At 69.9% G+C, this 13,145-nt stretch carries 12 protein-coding genes; 3 read left to right on the forward strand and 9 right to left on the reverse strand.

Annotated elements, in window-relative coordinates:
• Window positions 1–178: 178 nt before the first annotated feature.
• Window positions 179–478 carry a hypothetical protein gene (locus AB0958_RS16155; protein WP_366891062.1) on the forward strand — a complete coding sequence of 100 codons (300 nt, stop codon included), beginning with the start codon at window positions 179–181 and terminating at the stop codon, window positions 476–478.
• Window positions 479–592: 114 nt separating this feature from the next.
• Here AB0958_RS16155 and AB0958_RS16160 read toward each other — a convergent pair whose 3' ends face one another.
• Together AB0958_RS16160 and AB0958_RS16165 are read right to left on the reverse strand one after the other, a co-directional pair.
• Window positions 593–976, reverse strand: coding sequence for a hypothetical protein (locus tag AB0958_RS16160; protein WP_366891063.1), 384 nt, complete (start codon window positions 974–976; stop codon window positions 593–595).
• A 108-nt stretch (window positions 977–1,084) separates the two neighbouring features.
• Window positions 1,085–1,456: an SH3 domain-containing protein gene (locus AB0958_RS16165; RefSeq protein WP_366891064.1), complete on the reverse strand. Its 372-nt coding sequence runs from the start codon at window positions 1,454–1,456 to the stop codon at window positions 1,085–1,087.
• Between the two features lie 351 nt (window positions 1,457–1,807).
• Here AB0958_RS16165 and AB0958_RS16170 point away from each other — a divergent pair, with 351 nt between their 5' ends.
• Complete coding sequence (locus AB0958_RS16170; protein ID WP_366891065.1) at window positions 1,808–2,671, forward strand: helix-turn-helix domain-containing protein; 864 nt, start codon at window positions 1,808–1,810, stop codon at window positions 2,669–2,671.
• A gap of 313 nt (window positions 2,672–2,984) precedes the next feature.
• Here AB0958_RS16170 and AB0958_RS16175 read toward each other — a convergent pair whose 3' ends face one another.
• The 7 genes from AB0958_RS16175 to AB0958_RS16205 are packed head-to-tail and all read right to left on the reverse strand — an operon-like array spanning window position 2,985 to window position 11,225.
• Window positions 2,985–4,379: a 3-deoxy-7-phosphoheptulonate synthase class II gene (locus AB0958_RS16175; RefSeq protein WP_366891066.1), complete on the reverse strand. Its 1,395-nt coding sequence runs from the start codon at window positions 4,377–4,379 to the stop codon at window positions 2,985–2,987.
• A gap of 40 nt (window positions 4,380–4,419) precedes the next feature.
• Entirely contained in the window at window positions 4,420–5,349 is a 930-nt protein-coding gene (locus AB0958_RS16180) for a diiron oxygenase (protein ID WP_366891067.1), read from the reverse strand.
• A gap of 13 nt (window positions 5,350–5,362) precedes the next feature.
• The gene (locus AB0958_RS16185) at window positions 5,363–6,193 is read right to left on the reverse strand and encodes an aminotransferase class IV (protein ID WP_366891068.1); all 831 of its coding nucleotides are present in this window, start codon (window positions 6,191–6,193) and stop codon (window positions 5,363–5,365) included.
• A gap of 5 nt (window positions 6,194–6,198) precedes the next feature.
• On the reverse strand, window positions 6,199–8,301 hold the full coding sequence (pabB, locus tag AB0958_RS16190; RefSeq protein ID WP_366891077.1) for an aminodeoxychorismate synthase component I: 2,103 nt from the start codon (window positions 8,299–8,301) through the stop codon (window positions 6,199–6,201).
• The gene (locus tag AB0958_RS16195; RefSeq protein ID WP_366891069.1) at window positions 8,301–9,131 is read right to left on the reverse strand and encodes an arylamine N-acetyltransferase; all 831 of its coding nucleotides are present in this window, start codon (window positions 9,129–9,131) and stop codon (window positions 8,301–8,303) included. Before AB0958_RS16195 ends, pabB begins: the two co-directional genes overlap by 1 nt.
• 14 nt (window positions 9,132–9,145) lie before the next feature.
• Complete coding sequence (locus AB0958_RS16200) at window positions 9,146–10,042, reverse strand: 4-hydroxybenzoate octaprenyltransferase (protein ID WP_366891070.1); 897 nt, start codon at window positions 10,040–10,042, stop codon at window positions 9,146–9,148.
• Window positions 10,043–10,052: 10 nt separating this feature from the next.
• Window positions 10,053–11,225 carry a cytochrome P450 gene (locus tag AB0958_RS16205; protein ID WP_366891071.1) on the reverse strand — a complete coding sequence of 391 codons (1,173 nt, stop codon included), beginning with the start codon at window positions 11,223–11,225 and terminating at the stop codon, window positions 10,053–10,055.
• A 649-nt stretch (window positions 11,226–11,874) separates the two neighbouring features.
• On the opposite strand from AB0958_RS16205, the gene AB0958_RS16210 reads away from it, so the two are divergent.
• On the forward strand, window positions 11,875–13,145 hold a 1,271-nt coding region (locus AB0958_RS16210), incomplete at its 3' end, for a cytochrome P450 (RefSeq protein WP_366891072.1).

A 13,145-nucleotide genomic window follows, 5' to 3' on the forward strand; every position in this document is an offset into this window, starting at 1 on the left:
CGAACCCTCGCCCTTCATTCCCGAACCACCCCGGAAGTGGATGCGCCGTCGCGGGCATCAGGTGTGCGCGGAGCACGGCGGGGTAGACACACCAACCGGAACGAATGCTTCCGAATCGCCGCACGGCTCCCCTCGCACGGCGATCGCGAAGGCCGGACGGAGCCAGGAGGAGAAGAGCATGAAGTTGACGCGACGGATCACCGGCGCAGCCGTTGGTGCTGCGCTCGCCTGCGGCGTCGTACTGGTCGGTGGCGGCTCGGCAATGGCGGCCACCTCCCAGGTCGGCGACCACCACCCGGTCACCGGTGCCACAGCCGGCGTCCCGGCCGGCGCCAAGGGGCACGGTCCCGCACGGCAGCCCACGGATCCGTGGATCGCTGATCAGCTGGCGGCGTTCTACCCTTCGGCGGCCCATCGACTGGCGGTGTTCGATCCCTGGGTCAAGGACCAGCTGGCCCTGTCACAGTCCGGCAGGTGAGCGCGACGGCCTCGTACGGCCTGCGGTCGACCACCTGAAGCCATCCACGCCGACGTCCCTCGCCGCCCGCGAAGGGGGGGCGGCGAGGGACGGATCAAGTCCGGGGCACTGATCTCAGCACTGCGGCAGGACCTGCTGGTCGTGCTGCCAGCCCCAGAGGTCGAGGTTGACGTCGCTCACGTAGACACCCCGGTTCCCGGTGTCGTCGTCGGTCCTGAGCCACACGTTGTCCGTGTGGCCGTTGTTGGAGTAGGTGGCGCCATACGTCCAGCAGTAGAAGTAGCTGGTGCCGCGGTAAAGGGTGCCCGCATGGGACGAGGTGTTGGCGTCCGGGCTCCAGTGGGTCCACTGGTCGATGACGGTCGTGAGGTTGTACGTGGACGCCGACGCCGGCGAATGGGGCACCTGCGGGGCGGCCAGGGCTTGCGGGGCGGCGACCATGAGCCCCGCCGTCGCCAGAGCCGCGAGCATGGCCGATGTGAGGAAACGAGGACGCATGTTGCTTCTCCTTCAATTGTGTCGCAACGCAAGGCGCTGTAGCGGCAGTTGATCTTTTTCTCCGGACGCTGCACACACGTGGGCCGGGCGCGGTCGAGGTGCAGGTCGTCAGCAGCGGGCTTCGGGCGGCAGGCCCCCGTACTCGCCCCCGTCGAAGTAGAGGGCGCTGACGTAGCCATTGGCGAAGACGATCCAGATGTCGCTGCTCGACCCGTGATCGAACACCACATCGCCGACGACCCAGCACCAGGCCGGATAGGGCCTGCCCGCCGACAGGGTGGCGACGTGGACCCCGCGTTTGCCCGGGAGACTGAGGACGTCGGCGTCCTTGTACGGAACGACGTCATAGCTGGGCGCGGCAACGCCCGGTCTCACGACGTCTGCCTGCTCGGCGTGGCCGACACCTGAGGTGACGGTGAGCAGACCGACGGCGGCAACGAGTCCGGCGAGGCCCCGGCCCACAGCATGTTTGATCATCATTCACCTTCCAGGCAGACACAGGCGCGCTGGGGCGCATGACCGTGACCGAACCGGCCACATGGGGCCGGCTTCCGACGAACTGAGTTGTCCACGTGGTGGGTTCGCGGCACAGTGGCTCATGTCGCTCCTCGGCCGCTACGGCCGGCCGTGTGCACCGCTGTTGACGACCGTAGGAGCAAGCCGCGGCTCCCGGGCACCAAAACGTGCACCGAGGCACCCCAGTTCGTGCACGGCGCGGCCCGTGACGCAGTGCCCGTTCAAGCTGGACAGCCGAGGAGGCAGCTCGTCATGCCAGACTGTGGAGGACTCCGGTTACGAGGAACGGAGGCGTTCGAGACGGTCGCCTCGGACTTGTTCGCTCCACTGCGGGTCGCCTGCGCGGGCCCGCCGGGTTTCGAAGCGGTGGTCAACCACGTGGCCATGGGGCCGGCGGTCATTGCTCACATCAAGGCCACTGCCGCGACGGTGACTCGGGACGATCGGAGCATCACCTCGAGCGATGTGGAGTGGATGCACTTCAACCTCCAGCACCACGGTCCGCTCACCGCGGTCCAGGACGACCGGGTCACGACCGTCAAGCCGGGCGAGTTGTTCGCCTGCGACAACACCAGGCCCTACCGGCTCGTCGGTGCGGGCCCGATCGACATGACCGTGTTGTGCATACCGCGTGCACGTCTCGGCAGGCACGTGGACTCCGTCAGCAGACGCACCGCACGCCCCATCTCGGCGCAGGACGGGATCGGTGGGCTCCTCGGTCACGCCCTGTCCACGGTCGACGGCGGCGGCGTCCAGGACGATGCGGCTCGGGCGCATCTGGCCGACGCCCTCACCGCGCTCCTCCTCGCAGCGTTCGCCGACACGAGTCCCGAGCGGACCTCTGTCACCAGTGGTCTCGTCGACCGCATCCGGGCCTACGTGCTGGCCCACCTGAGCGATCCCCATCTCAGCGCGGAGCGCGTCGCGCGCCTGCACCGTATCTCCGTCCGTCACCTCCACTCCCTCTTCAAGGGCAGTGACCGGACGTTCGCCGCTTGGGTCCGGCATGAACGCCTGCTGCGGATCCGTCTCGACCTGGTCGCCCCGGCCTGCTCCGGCGTCTCCACGGCCGCGATCGCGGCCAAGTGGGGAATGCACGACGTGAAACACCTGGGCAGAGCCCTGAAACGCGAGTTCGGCGCGACCGTGAGCGACTTACGCCGTCAGCACGGCAGTTGACACTCCACCACGCGCTGCGGGGCAAGCAGGGACAGGCAGTCCGGTTCACTGTTTGTGCGTCCCGCGCGGGCCGTCGGCGCCGTTGCCCCGAGGCCGTGCGCGGGCGAGCCAGGTCTCTCCTCGTGGTCTCCGCTCGCGGCCTCCCCTCGAGCTGCCGGGTGCGCCGCTGCGGCCGGTGACCTGCCCAGAAGCCAGTTCCAGCCAGTTTGCCGGGACGACACCGATGGGGCAGCCCCGGGAGCAGGGCGACGAGCGGATCTGGGGACGCGGCCGAGCGGGTCGGCATGGCCAGGACACTGCGCTGAGGAAGCGATCACTGAGGTCCGGTCCAGGCCGCGGCACTCACCGCTGCGTCCGGCGTCACGGCGCCGGACGTTCCGGGGGTGAACAACTCCGCGACCTGGAAAGCCAGGTCGAGCGCCTGGTCGCCGTTGAGGCGCGGGTCGCACGCCGACTCGTACCTGCGGTGCAGATCGTCGAAACCCAGTGCGGCGCCACCGCCGACGCACTCGGTCACGTCCTCGCCGGTCAGCTCCACGTGCAGGCCGCCCGGGTGGGTGCCCAGTGCCCGGTGCACCTCGAAGAAGCCGGTGACCTCGGCGAGGATGTCGTCGAACCGTCTGGTCTTGTGTCCGCCGGGCGCCTCGAAGGTGTTGCCGTGCATCGGATCGCATACCCACACCACCGGCGCGCCGGAAGCGGTGACCTTCTCCACGAGCTCCGGCAGCAGGTCCCGCACCCGGTGCGCTCCCATGCGCACGATGAACGTCAGGCGGCCCGGCCGCCGATCGGGGTCGAGGCGGTCGATCAGCGCCAGTGCCTGCGCGGGGGTGCCGGCAGGGCCCAGTTTCACCGCGATCGGGTTGTCGATGGTCGCGAAGTAGGCGACGTGGGCGCCGTCGAGCTGTCTGGTGCGGTCGCCGATCCACAGCATGTGGCCGCTCCCCGCGTATCTGCGGCCGGTTCGCGGGTGACGGCGGGTCAGTGCGGCCTCGTAGTCGAGCAGCAGTCCTTCGTGGCTGGCGAACACCTCCCTGCCGCCGGGTGTTTGGCCGTCGTGCGCGCCCTGGGAGGACAGTGCGTTGCCGATGCGGCCGGCCAGCGCTCCGTAGCGTTGACCGACGGGCGAGCGGGAGACGAAGTCCTGGTTCTCCTGGTGGAGTCGGTGCAGGTCGGTGCCGTCGCGGGTGAAGTCGCGCAGGACGTCCAGGGTGTGGCGTGAGGCGTCGTACATCCGAAGGAGCCGGGCCGGGTCCGGCCGTCGTTCGGCCTGGCTGAAGCCGGTGCCGTTCACCGCGTCGCCGCGGTAGACGGGCAGCGTGCGGCCGTCGACCGTCTCGGTCGGCCGGGACCTGGGCTTCGCGTACTGTCCGGCGATCCGGCCCACCGTGACCACCGGCCCCGCGGACGCGTGCGCCAGGATCACGGCCACCTGCTGGAGGAGGCGCAGTTTGCCGTGTATCGCCTGCGTGGAGAGGAGGTCGAAGCGTTCGGCGCAGTCGCCCCCCTGGAACAGGAACGCTCCGCCGGCTGCCACCTGGGCGAGTCGTTCGGTGAGCCTTTCGCATTCCTCTGGCGTGACCAAGGGGGCCTGGGCTGCGAGGTGGTCCACCACGCAACCGAGTTCGGCCGGGCTGGGCCACTCCGGCCGCTGGTGGGCGACGCGTGTGCGCCAGTGCGCGGCGGCTTCGCCGGTGCGGGTCACCATGGTCTCCGTCCGCTTCTCATGGCTGGGCGGTGCGGGGCGGTCAGCGCCGGACCGTCTCGACGAGGTCGTGGCTGATGCCCAGGTCGTCGAGCAGCAGCTGCAACGGTCCGGTGTCCCGCGCGGGTACGGGACGGGAAGCGGCCCACTCGCCCAGCTGACCGGTGTCGACGTCCAGGCCGCCCTGGGCCGCCACGGTCACCCAGGGTTCCAGGTCCGCGGAGCGGAACGCGGCCAGTCCGTCGACGAGTGCTTCGCGGAACATCCGCTGCTGTGCGCCGTCCAGGTTCCGGTAGAGCGAGCCGCACAACTCGCGGAACACGACCGCGTGGCCGCCCTCGTCCCGCCGGTGCAGATCCGTGGTGATCCGGTTCATCGGCTGGATCTCCTGGGCGGTGGCGAGCGCGGAGAGGAATCCGCTGATGGTCGTCTCCGCGGCCAGGGAGAACGCGATGTCGACGATGTCGCGGTCGAACCCGGACAGCCCGGCGCGGACCGCGTCCCGCCCCTGGACGACCGACCAGACGTCCGGCGCGAACCTCAGGTCCGCCAGGTCGCGCCGCCTGCGGGTGACGCCGACGGCGTTGTGGCACATCAGGATGTGGTAGTGCTCGTCGATGATCGTCTGGTGCAGGGCGTCGACGGCGACGTCGTCGCGGCGGACGGGGATCCGTTCCTGGAGCATGAGCCGGCAGGCCGGCAGGATGATCTCGTCCTCGATGGCCGCGGTCTTGGCGTTGTAGGAGATCCACGCCGCGGACAGGATGCGTTCGCGGGCGTCCCGGTCGAGCCGGTCGGCGCCCGGCAGGGACAGCACCGGGACGAGGCGTTCGGGGAAGTCCGGCAGCGCCGTGTCGAAGTGACCGTCGAGGTCGAGCTCGTCCTTCTTGACGGCCACCCGCTTCCCCCAGCGGCGCGTCAGCTGCACCAGCAGGTCGCGCTCGTAGGCGGGCTCTTCGCGTGCCGCGGTCATCGGGAGACCTCCCTCATGGGTTCACCACGGGAATCAGGGCGGCGCCGGCCGGGACGGCGAGCGCGGCCAGGCGGGACTGCCAGTGTTCGGCCGTCGCGACGTCCGTGTCCTGGAACCGGCCCAGGCCCTCGGTGACCGGCCTGATGCCGTGCAGGGCGTTCAGCGTCCAGACGGGTACGCCGGCGAGCTCCGCGGCGGTGGCCTGCTCGGTGACGACCTGGTGGCCTGCCGTGCCGACGAGTTCGCCGAGCAGGGCTCGGGTGATGCCGGGAAGCAGGCGGGGACCGGGGGGTGGCCCGCACAGCGTGCCGTCCCGCCACCAGACGACGCTCGTGGTCGCCCCTTCGAGCACGTGGCCTTCCGGCGAGACCAGCAGCGCCTCGTCGGCTCCCGCCGCGACCGCGGCGGCGCGCAGGGCGGCCAGGTGGTCGAGGTCGGCGCCCTTGACGGTCGGCAGCCGGCGTCGGTCGGGTCCCGCCGCGGTCCACAGCCGGACGGTCGCGGTGCGCGGTGGCGCTGGACGCAGCCACATCCGCAGCCGTGTTCCCGGCCCGGTCGCCACGAGTTCGACGCGGGGAAACCATCGGCCTCGGGCGGGCAGTGACGCGGCGACCGCGCGCAGGAACCGGTCCGTGGTGTCCGCCGGCGGTCCGGAGAACCGGGGACAGGCCGAACCGAAGCGTCCGGCGTGGCGGTCGAGTCCCCGCACCCGTCCCTCGTCCACGAGCCAGGAGTCGGCGACCAGCACCCTCCCGGCGGCCCCGGCCGGCGACCATCCGCCGTCGGCGTCCCACCACCGGCGGACGCCCTGGCCCGGCGCTGTCCCCGTCGCTGTGCCCGCCACCGTGTTCACCGCCCAGGGCCGCTCAGGTACGACACGGTCGGCGCACGCCAGGCGCGGAGCGAGGCGGCCGCCTTGAGCAGCATCTCCTGGTACTCGTCGTCCGGGTCGGAGTCGAGCACGATCGCTCCGCCGGCTCCGATGGTCAGCCGGTCACCGACGCGGACCGCGGTGCGGATCACGATGTTCAGGTCGGTGCCGCCGGAGAGGCCGAAGTAGCCGAGGGCACCGGAGTAGACACCCCTGGCCTCCGTCTCCAGGCCGTCGATGATCTCCATGGTGCGCAGCTTCGGCGCTCCGGTCATCGAGCCGCCGGGGAAGCACTGCCGGGCGCAGTCCATCGCGCTCACCCCGTCGGCGAGTCGTCCGCGCACCGTGGAGACCAGTTGGTGCACGGTCTCGTAGCTCTCGACGGCCAGGTACGGGTCGACCTCGATGCTTCCCACCTCGCACACCCGGCCCAGGTCGTTGCGGAGCAGGTCGACGATCATCAGGTTCTCGGCCTGCGTCTTGGCGCTGGAGGCGAGGGTGGCGGCCAGCTCGGCGTCGCGCACGGGATCGGCGTCGCGAGGGGCCGTGCCCTTGATCGGCTTGCTGGTCACCGTGCGGTCTCTCTCGACACGCAGGAACCGCTCCGGCGAGGAGCTGAAGACCGTGACGTCGCCGAGGCGCAGGAGCGCGGCGTACGGTGCCGGGTTCGCCCGGCGCAGCCTCAGGTAGAAGGAGGTGTCGTCGTCATGGAACGGCAGGTGCACCTTGTTGGTCAGGCAGATCTCGTAGCTCTCGCCCCGCCTCAGCTGCCGCCGGCACTCCGCGATGTCGGCCAGGTACTGGTCGCGGTCGCGGCCGAGGTGCTCCTCGGCCTGCGCGGGGGGACCTGCGGCAGGGTCGGCGGGCGGCTCGGCGTCGGCCGGGTCCAGGGCCGTCAGGAGCGCGGCCGTCCGGTCCACCCACTCCTGCGCGTCGTGCCGGGTCCGCTCGTCGTGGACGGCCACCAGGTAGGTCAGTCCCTCCTGGTGGTCGACCGCGACGACGCGGTCGGCGAACATCCAGACGGCGTCCGGGGTCTCGGCGGTGTGACGGGCCGTGGACCCGCACTCGGCCTTGAGTTCGTAGCCGAAGTAGCCGACGTAGCCACCGGTCAGGTCGAACGGCAGGTCCGTGTCGGGGACGCGCCGCGCGCGCAGCCGTTGTTCGAGGACGTCGAACACGCTGCCACCGACGAGGCGGACGCCGTTCGCATCGCGTACTTCCACGGCCCCGCTGCCGGTGCGGTAGGTCAGCACCTCGCTGAGCGGACCCGAGGTGTCGCCGAGGAACGAGAACCGCGACAGGCCTTTCTCCACCCGGCTGCTGTCCAGCCAGAAGCAGTACGGGGCGTCGTCGAAGAACGTGCGGAAAACGGCCTCGGAATCGGCGGCGGTCGACACGACCGTGCTGACGATCCCCAGTCCCCCGACCGCGCCGGGCGTGTCGTCGGACAGTGCGGGGTCGGTGGCGGTGACGGTGACGGACGGGCGTTGTCCATGCCGCGTCCGGCGGGTCAGGTCGGCGAAGTTCTGCAGGATCTCACGCCCGTACTGGGAAGCGACGGACTCCGGGTGGAACTGCACGCCCCACTGCGGCAGCTGACGGTGACGCAATGCCATGAGCACACCGTCGTCCGCCCACGCGGTGGCGACGAGTTCCTCGGGCAGGGGTTCCTGCACGCACAGCGAGTGGTAGCGGACCGCGACGAACTCCCGCGGAACCCCGGCGAACAGCGGATCTCCCTCGTGGGTGACCTTGGCGAGGTGCCCGTGTCTCGGTTCGGGCGCGGCGACCACCGGCGCCCCGGCCAGGTGCGCGATCAGCTGATGGCCGAAGCAGACGCCCAGCACGGGCAGGGTGGCGCGGCGCAGCAGGTCGCCGACGAGGCCGGCGTCGCGGGGGTTCTGCGGTCGTCCGGGGCCGGGTGAGACCACGATGTTGTCGAAGTCCTCCAGCCGCAGGGTGGACAGGGCCGGGTCGTCGTTGACCATGACGACCGGCTCCAGGCCGTTGATGCCGGCGATCAGCTGGTACAGGTTGAAGGTGTACGAGTCGTAGTTGTCCAGCAGCAGGGTACGCATCACGGACCGTCCAGGATCTTCGAGAGCGCTTGGACGTCGCCCGGTTCCAGGGTGATTCCGAAGATCTCCGCGGGCGCGGCGAGCAGTTCGTCCCTGTCGAGTTCCCTGGTGGTCGCCGGCTCCGCGGGACGTATTTCCGTGAGTGTGCTGCCGGCGAGGAGGTGCCTCACGTCGGGCCGGGTGCGCTGGAGGACCATCCGGTGGTTGAACGGCGAGCGCGGATGCGTGAGGCAGAAGTGGTTGAGGAGTTCGAAGTCCGACGGATACCGTGCGTCGGTGGTGAAGCCGTAGAGCTCCACCGGCCCTTCGGGGCGCAGGAACCGCAGCACGTGTTCACCGTTCGCTTCCCGCACCAGGTCGAAGGGCCAGTCGCCCTCCAGTCGCGCGTGCTCGGCGAGGCGGATGGGGGCGTGCGGCCCGTACGCACCGAAACTCACGTCGAAGAGCCAGCGTTCGTCGTCGAGTTCCACCGACAGGGCGACGTGGAGCGCGGGACCGAATCTGCTCCCGGTGCGGATCCGTGTTCTTCCCGCGAGCGCCGAGAACGTGAAGCCGATCCGGTCCAGCACGGCCGCCATCAGGACGACCTGTTCCAGGCACCAGCCGCCGCGGCCCTGCCGCACGATCTTGTCCTGGACGCTGTCCAGGTCCAGCGGCACCGCCGTGCGCCCGAGCAGCGGGTCGAGGTTGTCGAAGGCGATCGCGTCGACGTGGGCGGCGTGCAGGCCCCGCAGCGTGGCGAGGTCCGCGGCCATGTCGCCCCGGTAACCGACACGGGTCAGGTAGGCGTCCAGGTCGACGCCGCTCCCCTGCCACATCGAATCTGACACACGCAGCTCCTCGTTCATGTGAACTGCCCCGCCAGCACGCCCGCGAGCAGGATCCAGCCGTAGTAGGTGTTGGCGACGAAGGCGTTCCAGCACGACGTCGGATCATCCAGGTCCACGCGTACGAGCAGAGAGGACAGGAAGATCCCCGCGATCACGACAATCAGGTAGAACGCCCACCCCATCGACATCCGGGAACCGGCCCACCAGACGCCGCCGACGCTGAGCGCGACGAATACCGCCAGCCATGCCTTGGTGGCCTTGCCGAACAGCAGCGCGGAGGACTTGACACCGATGTCCCGGTCGTACTCCTTGTCCTGATGGGAGTAGATCGCGTCGTGGATCAGGGTCCAGAAGGCCGCGCCGGCGTACAGGCCGTACACCGCCAGTGGGTAGTGCAGGCTCCCGGTCGCCGCCGTCCAGCCGATCAGCACGTAGACGCTCATGACCAACGCAAGGAAGGCCGAGGGCCAGAAGAAGACGCGTTTCATGAAGGGGTACGCGACGATCAACGGGTACGAGGCCGCGGCGACCAGAACCGTCTCCACGTTCACGACCGCCAGGACCAGCAGCGCGACGACGGCCTGCGCGGCGGCGAACAGGAGTGCGTTCCCGACGCTGATGGTCCCCGACGCGACCGGGCGGGTCACGGTGCGGGCGACTCGGGCGTCGACGTCGCGGTCCACCGCGTCGTTGACCGCGCAGGCCGCGCCGCGCACCAGCACCGCGGCGACGGCGAGCACCACCAGCGCCAGGAGGTCGGGGCGTCGACCGGAGGCGAGGACGGCGGCCCACAGTCCCGGAAGCAGATAGAGGACGTAGCCCGTGGGCCTGTCCAGGCGCATCAACAGCAGGTAGGCCCGGACCGAGGTGGGGCTCTTCGTGACGACGTCTGTGGATATCTTGTGCAGCATCAGGATCCGATCACCAAGTCACCGGAAGGTGGACCAACCCGCCGATCAGCGTGTCGTGGCGCAGGCTCAGCTCCTGCACACCGACGGCCAGACGCAGGGTCGGGAAGCGCGCGACGAGTTGGCCGACCACGACGTGGAGCTGCATCCGGGCCAGCGTCGCGCCGACGCAGTGGTACGCGCCGTGTCCGAACACGAGGCTGTCCGTGGTGTCGCGCCTGACATCGAGCCGGCCGGCGTCGGTGAAGGCCGTCTCGTCGTGGTTGGCCGCGATGATGTTCAGCAGCACCAGGTCGCCGGTCCGGACGGTGACCCCGTCGAGCTCGAAGTCCGTCAGCGCGTAACGGGGCATACCGCCGTTGTGCGGGTTCGGCATCGACATCCGCAGGGTTTCCTCGACGGCGCCGGGAACGAGGCTCGGGTCGTCCAGCAGCGCCTGCCACTGCTCGCGGTCGGCCAGCAACAGCGTCACACAGGTGCCGATCCGGGCCACCGTCGTCTCGTAGCCACCGAACAGCAACAGCGCCGTCAGCCCGAGGACCTCGTTGTCGTCGATCCCCTCGGTCGCGCAGATCCTGGAGATCACGTCATCGCCCGGATTTTGCCGTTTGTCGGCGACTAGTCGCCTGCAATAGGCGAACAGCTCACCCAGCCCCTGCCGGGACCTGGCCGGGTCCCCGACGTGGGCGGCGTCCTGGGTCCAGCCGCCGAACCGGTCCTTGTCCTCCTGGGGTACGCCCAGCCACTCGCACATCACCTGAATCGGCAACGACAGCGCCAATGCCTGCCGCAGGTCCACGGGAGGCTTCTGCCCGGCCATGGTGTCCAGGAGCTGTCCGGTCAGTTTTTCGACGTAGGGGCGCAGTGCCAGCATCCGCTCGGGTGCGAAGTGCGGTTCGAGCAGCGCACGCAGCCGGGCGTGGTCGGTGGCGAAGTCGCCCAGCAGGCCGGCGAGCAGCGCGGACCCGCTGTCCTTCGCCGCGGCCCGCGGATCGGGATTCGAGCGGCTGAGCCGGTCGTCGTCGAGCAGCTGCCGCACCCGGGCATGAGAGGTGACCAGCCATGCCTCGTCGCCTTCGGCGGTACGAATGCGATGGATCGCGCCCTGCGACTGGAGCGTGCGCAGCCCGGGCGCGAGATGCAGCACGTGCGTCTGCTCGAAGGGCAGTTGGGCTGGGGTACTCACTGACGGCCTCCGCCGGAATCGAGGTTCGGACCACCATGTCGAAGACGATCACGACGTACGGGAGCCGTCGCCGCGGTGTCCGTCGGGGAATGAGGAAGGCGCACCTGCCGGCCGGCGGCAGGTCGGTCGGGTCATGGGGTGCGAGGGACGATGCGGTCGAACAGCGACAGGGTGGTACGAACCCCGGTCGACGAGGTGTCGAGTGCGCTCATCGAGATTTTCCTCCGGTCGCACGCCATCCCGATTACTGGTCAGAACCGACGCGCATGGGGTTCGCGAATTGCACCACTGGAAATCACCGTGCCGGATATGCCGCTCGGTGGAATGTGCCTGAACGTTCGACCGCCATCCTGAACGACCTCCCCTGTCGTGTCAACGACGCAGGGTGGGCGTCTTCGACTTTAGGAAAAACCCCAAAGAACACGGTGCAAGGTCTGGATTAGACTACCCTGCGGAGTGGTGGCCGCCGGGCGGCACCAGGCCGAACGCGACCGATCACCGCCGGGAATTGTTCACCGAAAGGTTGAGAGGCGGAATGCCTGTGTCAGTCGATTCTGGGCAATTACATGAAGGCAGGCCGTTCGACCCGTACGGCGCACATCGCGACGACCCGTATTCCTATCTGGCCGACATCGTGGAGACGGAGCCGGTGTTCTATGCGCCGCTGCTCGACGCGTGGTGTGTCACCCGGCGCGAGGACATGGTTGCCGTGCTGCGGGACGACCGGAACTTCTCGGCTCGCGACCACAACCCCCGTTCCTCGGTCGAGTTGCCCGAGGATGTGAGTCGGATGCTCCGGACGTGGCGCGGTGCCGGTGCGCTGGCCGTCGGCTCGCTCGACCCTCCCGAGCACGCCCGGATCAGGGAGGTGCTCAACATCGGGTTCACGCCCGCCAGGGTCAGGGCGTTCGCACCGACGGTCCGGGCGATCGCCGCCGACCTCGCCGAACGGACCGCGGTCTCGACGGAGTTCGACTTCATCACGGAGTTCGCCGTTCCGTACTCGCTGGAGGTGATCTGCCGGCGCCTCGGGATCCCGGACGAGTACGTCGACCGCTGCCGCACCTGGTCCGAGCAACGCATCGAACTCATGATGCTGCAGAGCTACACCGATCCTGACTGGCTGCGGGAGTACGCCCGTGGCCTGATGGAGTTCGGAGCGTTCGCCAGGTCGCTCGTGCAGGAGCGGCTCGCCTCGCCGCAGGACGACCTGATCAGTGAACTGCTCCACCACGGCAGGGCGGGCAACACGCTCACCGCCGACGAGGTCGCCGTCCAGGTCCCCACGCTGATCTTCGCCGGACACATGACGTGTGCGGAGGCGCTGGGCACGATCGTCTTCCAGCAGCTCCGGTCACCCGGCGGCTGGGCCGCGGTGGTCGACGGCACGATCGCCACGCGGGACCTCGTCGAGGAGGGGCTGCGGTTCGACAGTCCACTGGCGGGCATGTACCGCACCGCGCTCCATGACGTGGTGGTCGGCGACGTCCACCTGGCCGCGGGGAGCCGGCTCCTGCTGCTGTACGGAGCGGCCGGCCGGGACAGTCGCGCCCACGCGTGTCCGGCCGGGTTCAGTCCGGGCAGTGGGTCCGCCACGCATCTGGCGTTCGGACACGGCATCCACTTCTGCCTCGGAGCCGGATTCGCGCGCCTGGAACTGGAGGTCGCGATACAGGCCGTCGCGGACAGGATGCCGGGGCTGGCCCTGGCACCAGGGGCGCCGCCACCGCACCGGCCGGTGTTTCCGCTGCGGGCGCTGAGCGAGCTGCGGGTCCGGCAGCGGGGACGGACGTCCGGGCGGCCGCCGGGAGGCCGGAGCGACACGTTGACCCCCGCGGAACTCACCGCGGTCCGCAGACCGTCACCGAGGGCACCGACGCGATCGTCCGGCTCGCCACCGAACCGGCCGGGGGCGGCACC

The sequence above is a fragment of the Streptomyces sp. NPDC006655 genome (assembly GCF_040703965.1).
Lineage (GTDB): Bacteria > Actinomycetota > Actinomycetes > Streptomycetales > Streptomycetaceae > Streptomyces.

Bases quoted from the DNA above. Each gene is read 5' to 3' on its own strand.
- AB0958_RS16155 (WP_366891062.1), top strand. From the start codon at position 179: ATGAAGTTGACGCGACGGATCACCGGCGCAGCCGTTGGTGCTGCGCTC.
- AB0958_RS16160 (WP_366891063.1), bottom strand. From the start codon at position 976: ATGCGTCCTCGTTTCCTCACATCGGCCATGCTCGCGGCTCTGGCGACG.
- AB0958_RS16165 (WP_366891064.1), bottom strand. From the start codon at position 1,456: ATGATGATCAAACATGCTGTGGGCCGGGGCCTCGCCGGACTCGTTGCC.
- AB0958_RS16175 (WP_366891066.1), bottom strand. From the start codon at position 4,379: ATGGTGACCCGCACCGGCGAAGCCGCCGCGCACTGGCGCACACGCGTC.
- AB0958_RS16180 (WP_366891067.1), bottom strand. From the start codon at position 5,349: ATGACCGCGGCACGCGAAGAGCCCGCCTACGAGCGCGACCTGCTGGTG.
- pabB (WP_366891077.1), bottom strand. From the start codon at position 8,301: ATGCGTACCCTGCTGCTGGACAACTACGACTCGTACACCTTCAACCTG.
- AB0958_RS16200 (WP_366891070.1), bottom strand. From the start codon at position 10,042: ATGCTGCACAAGATATCCACAGACGTCGTCACGAAGAGCCCCACCTCG.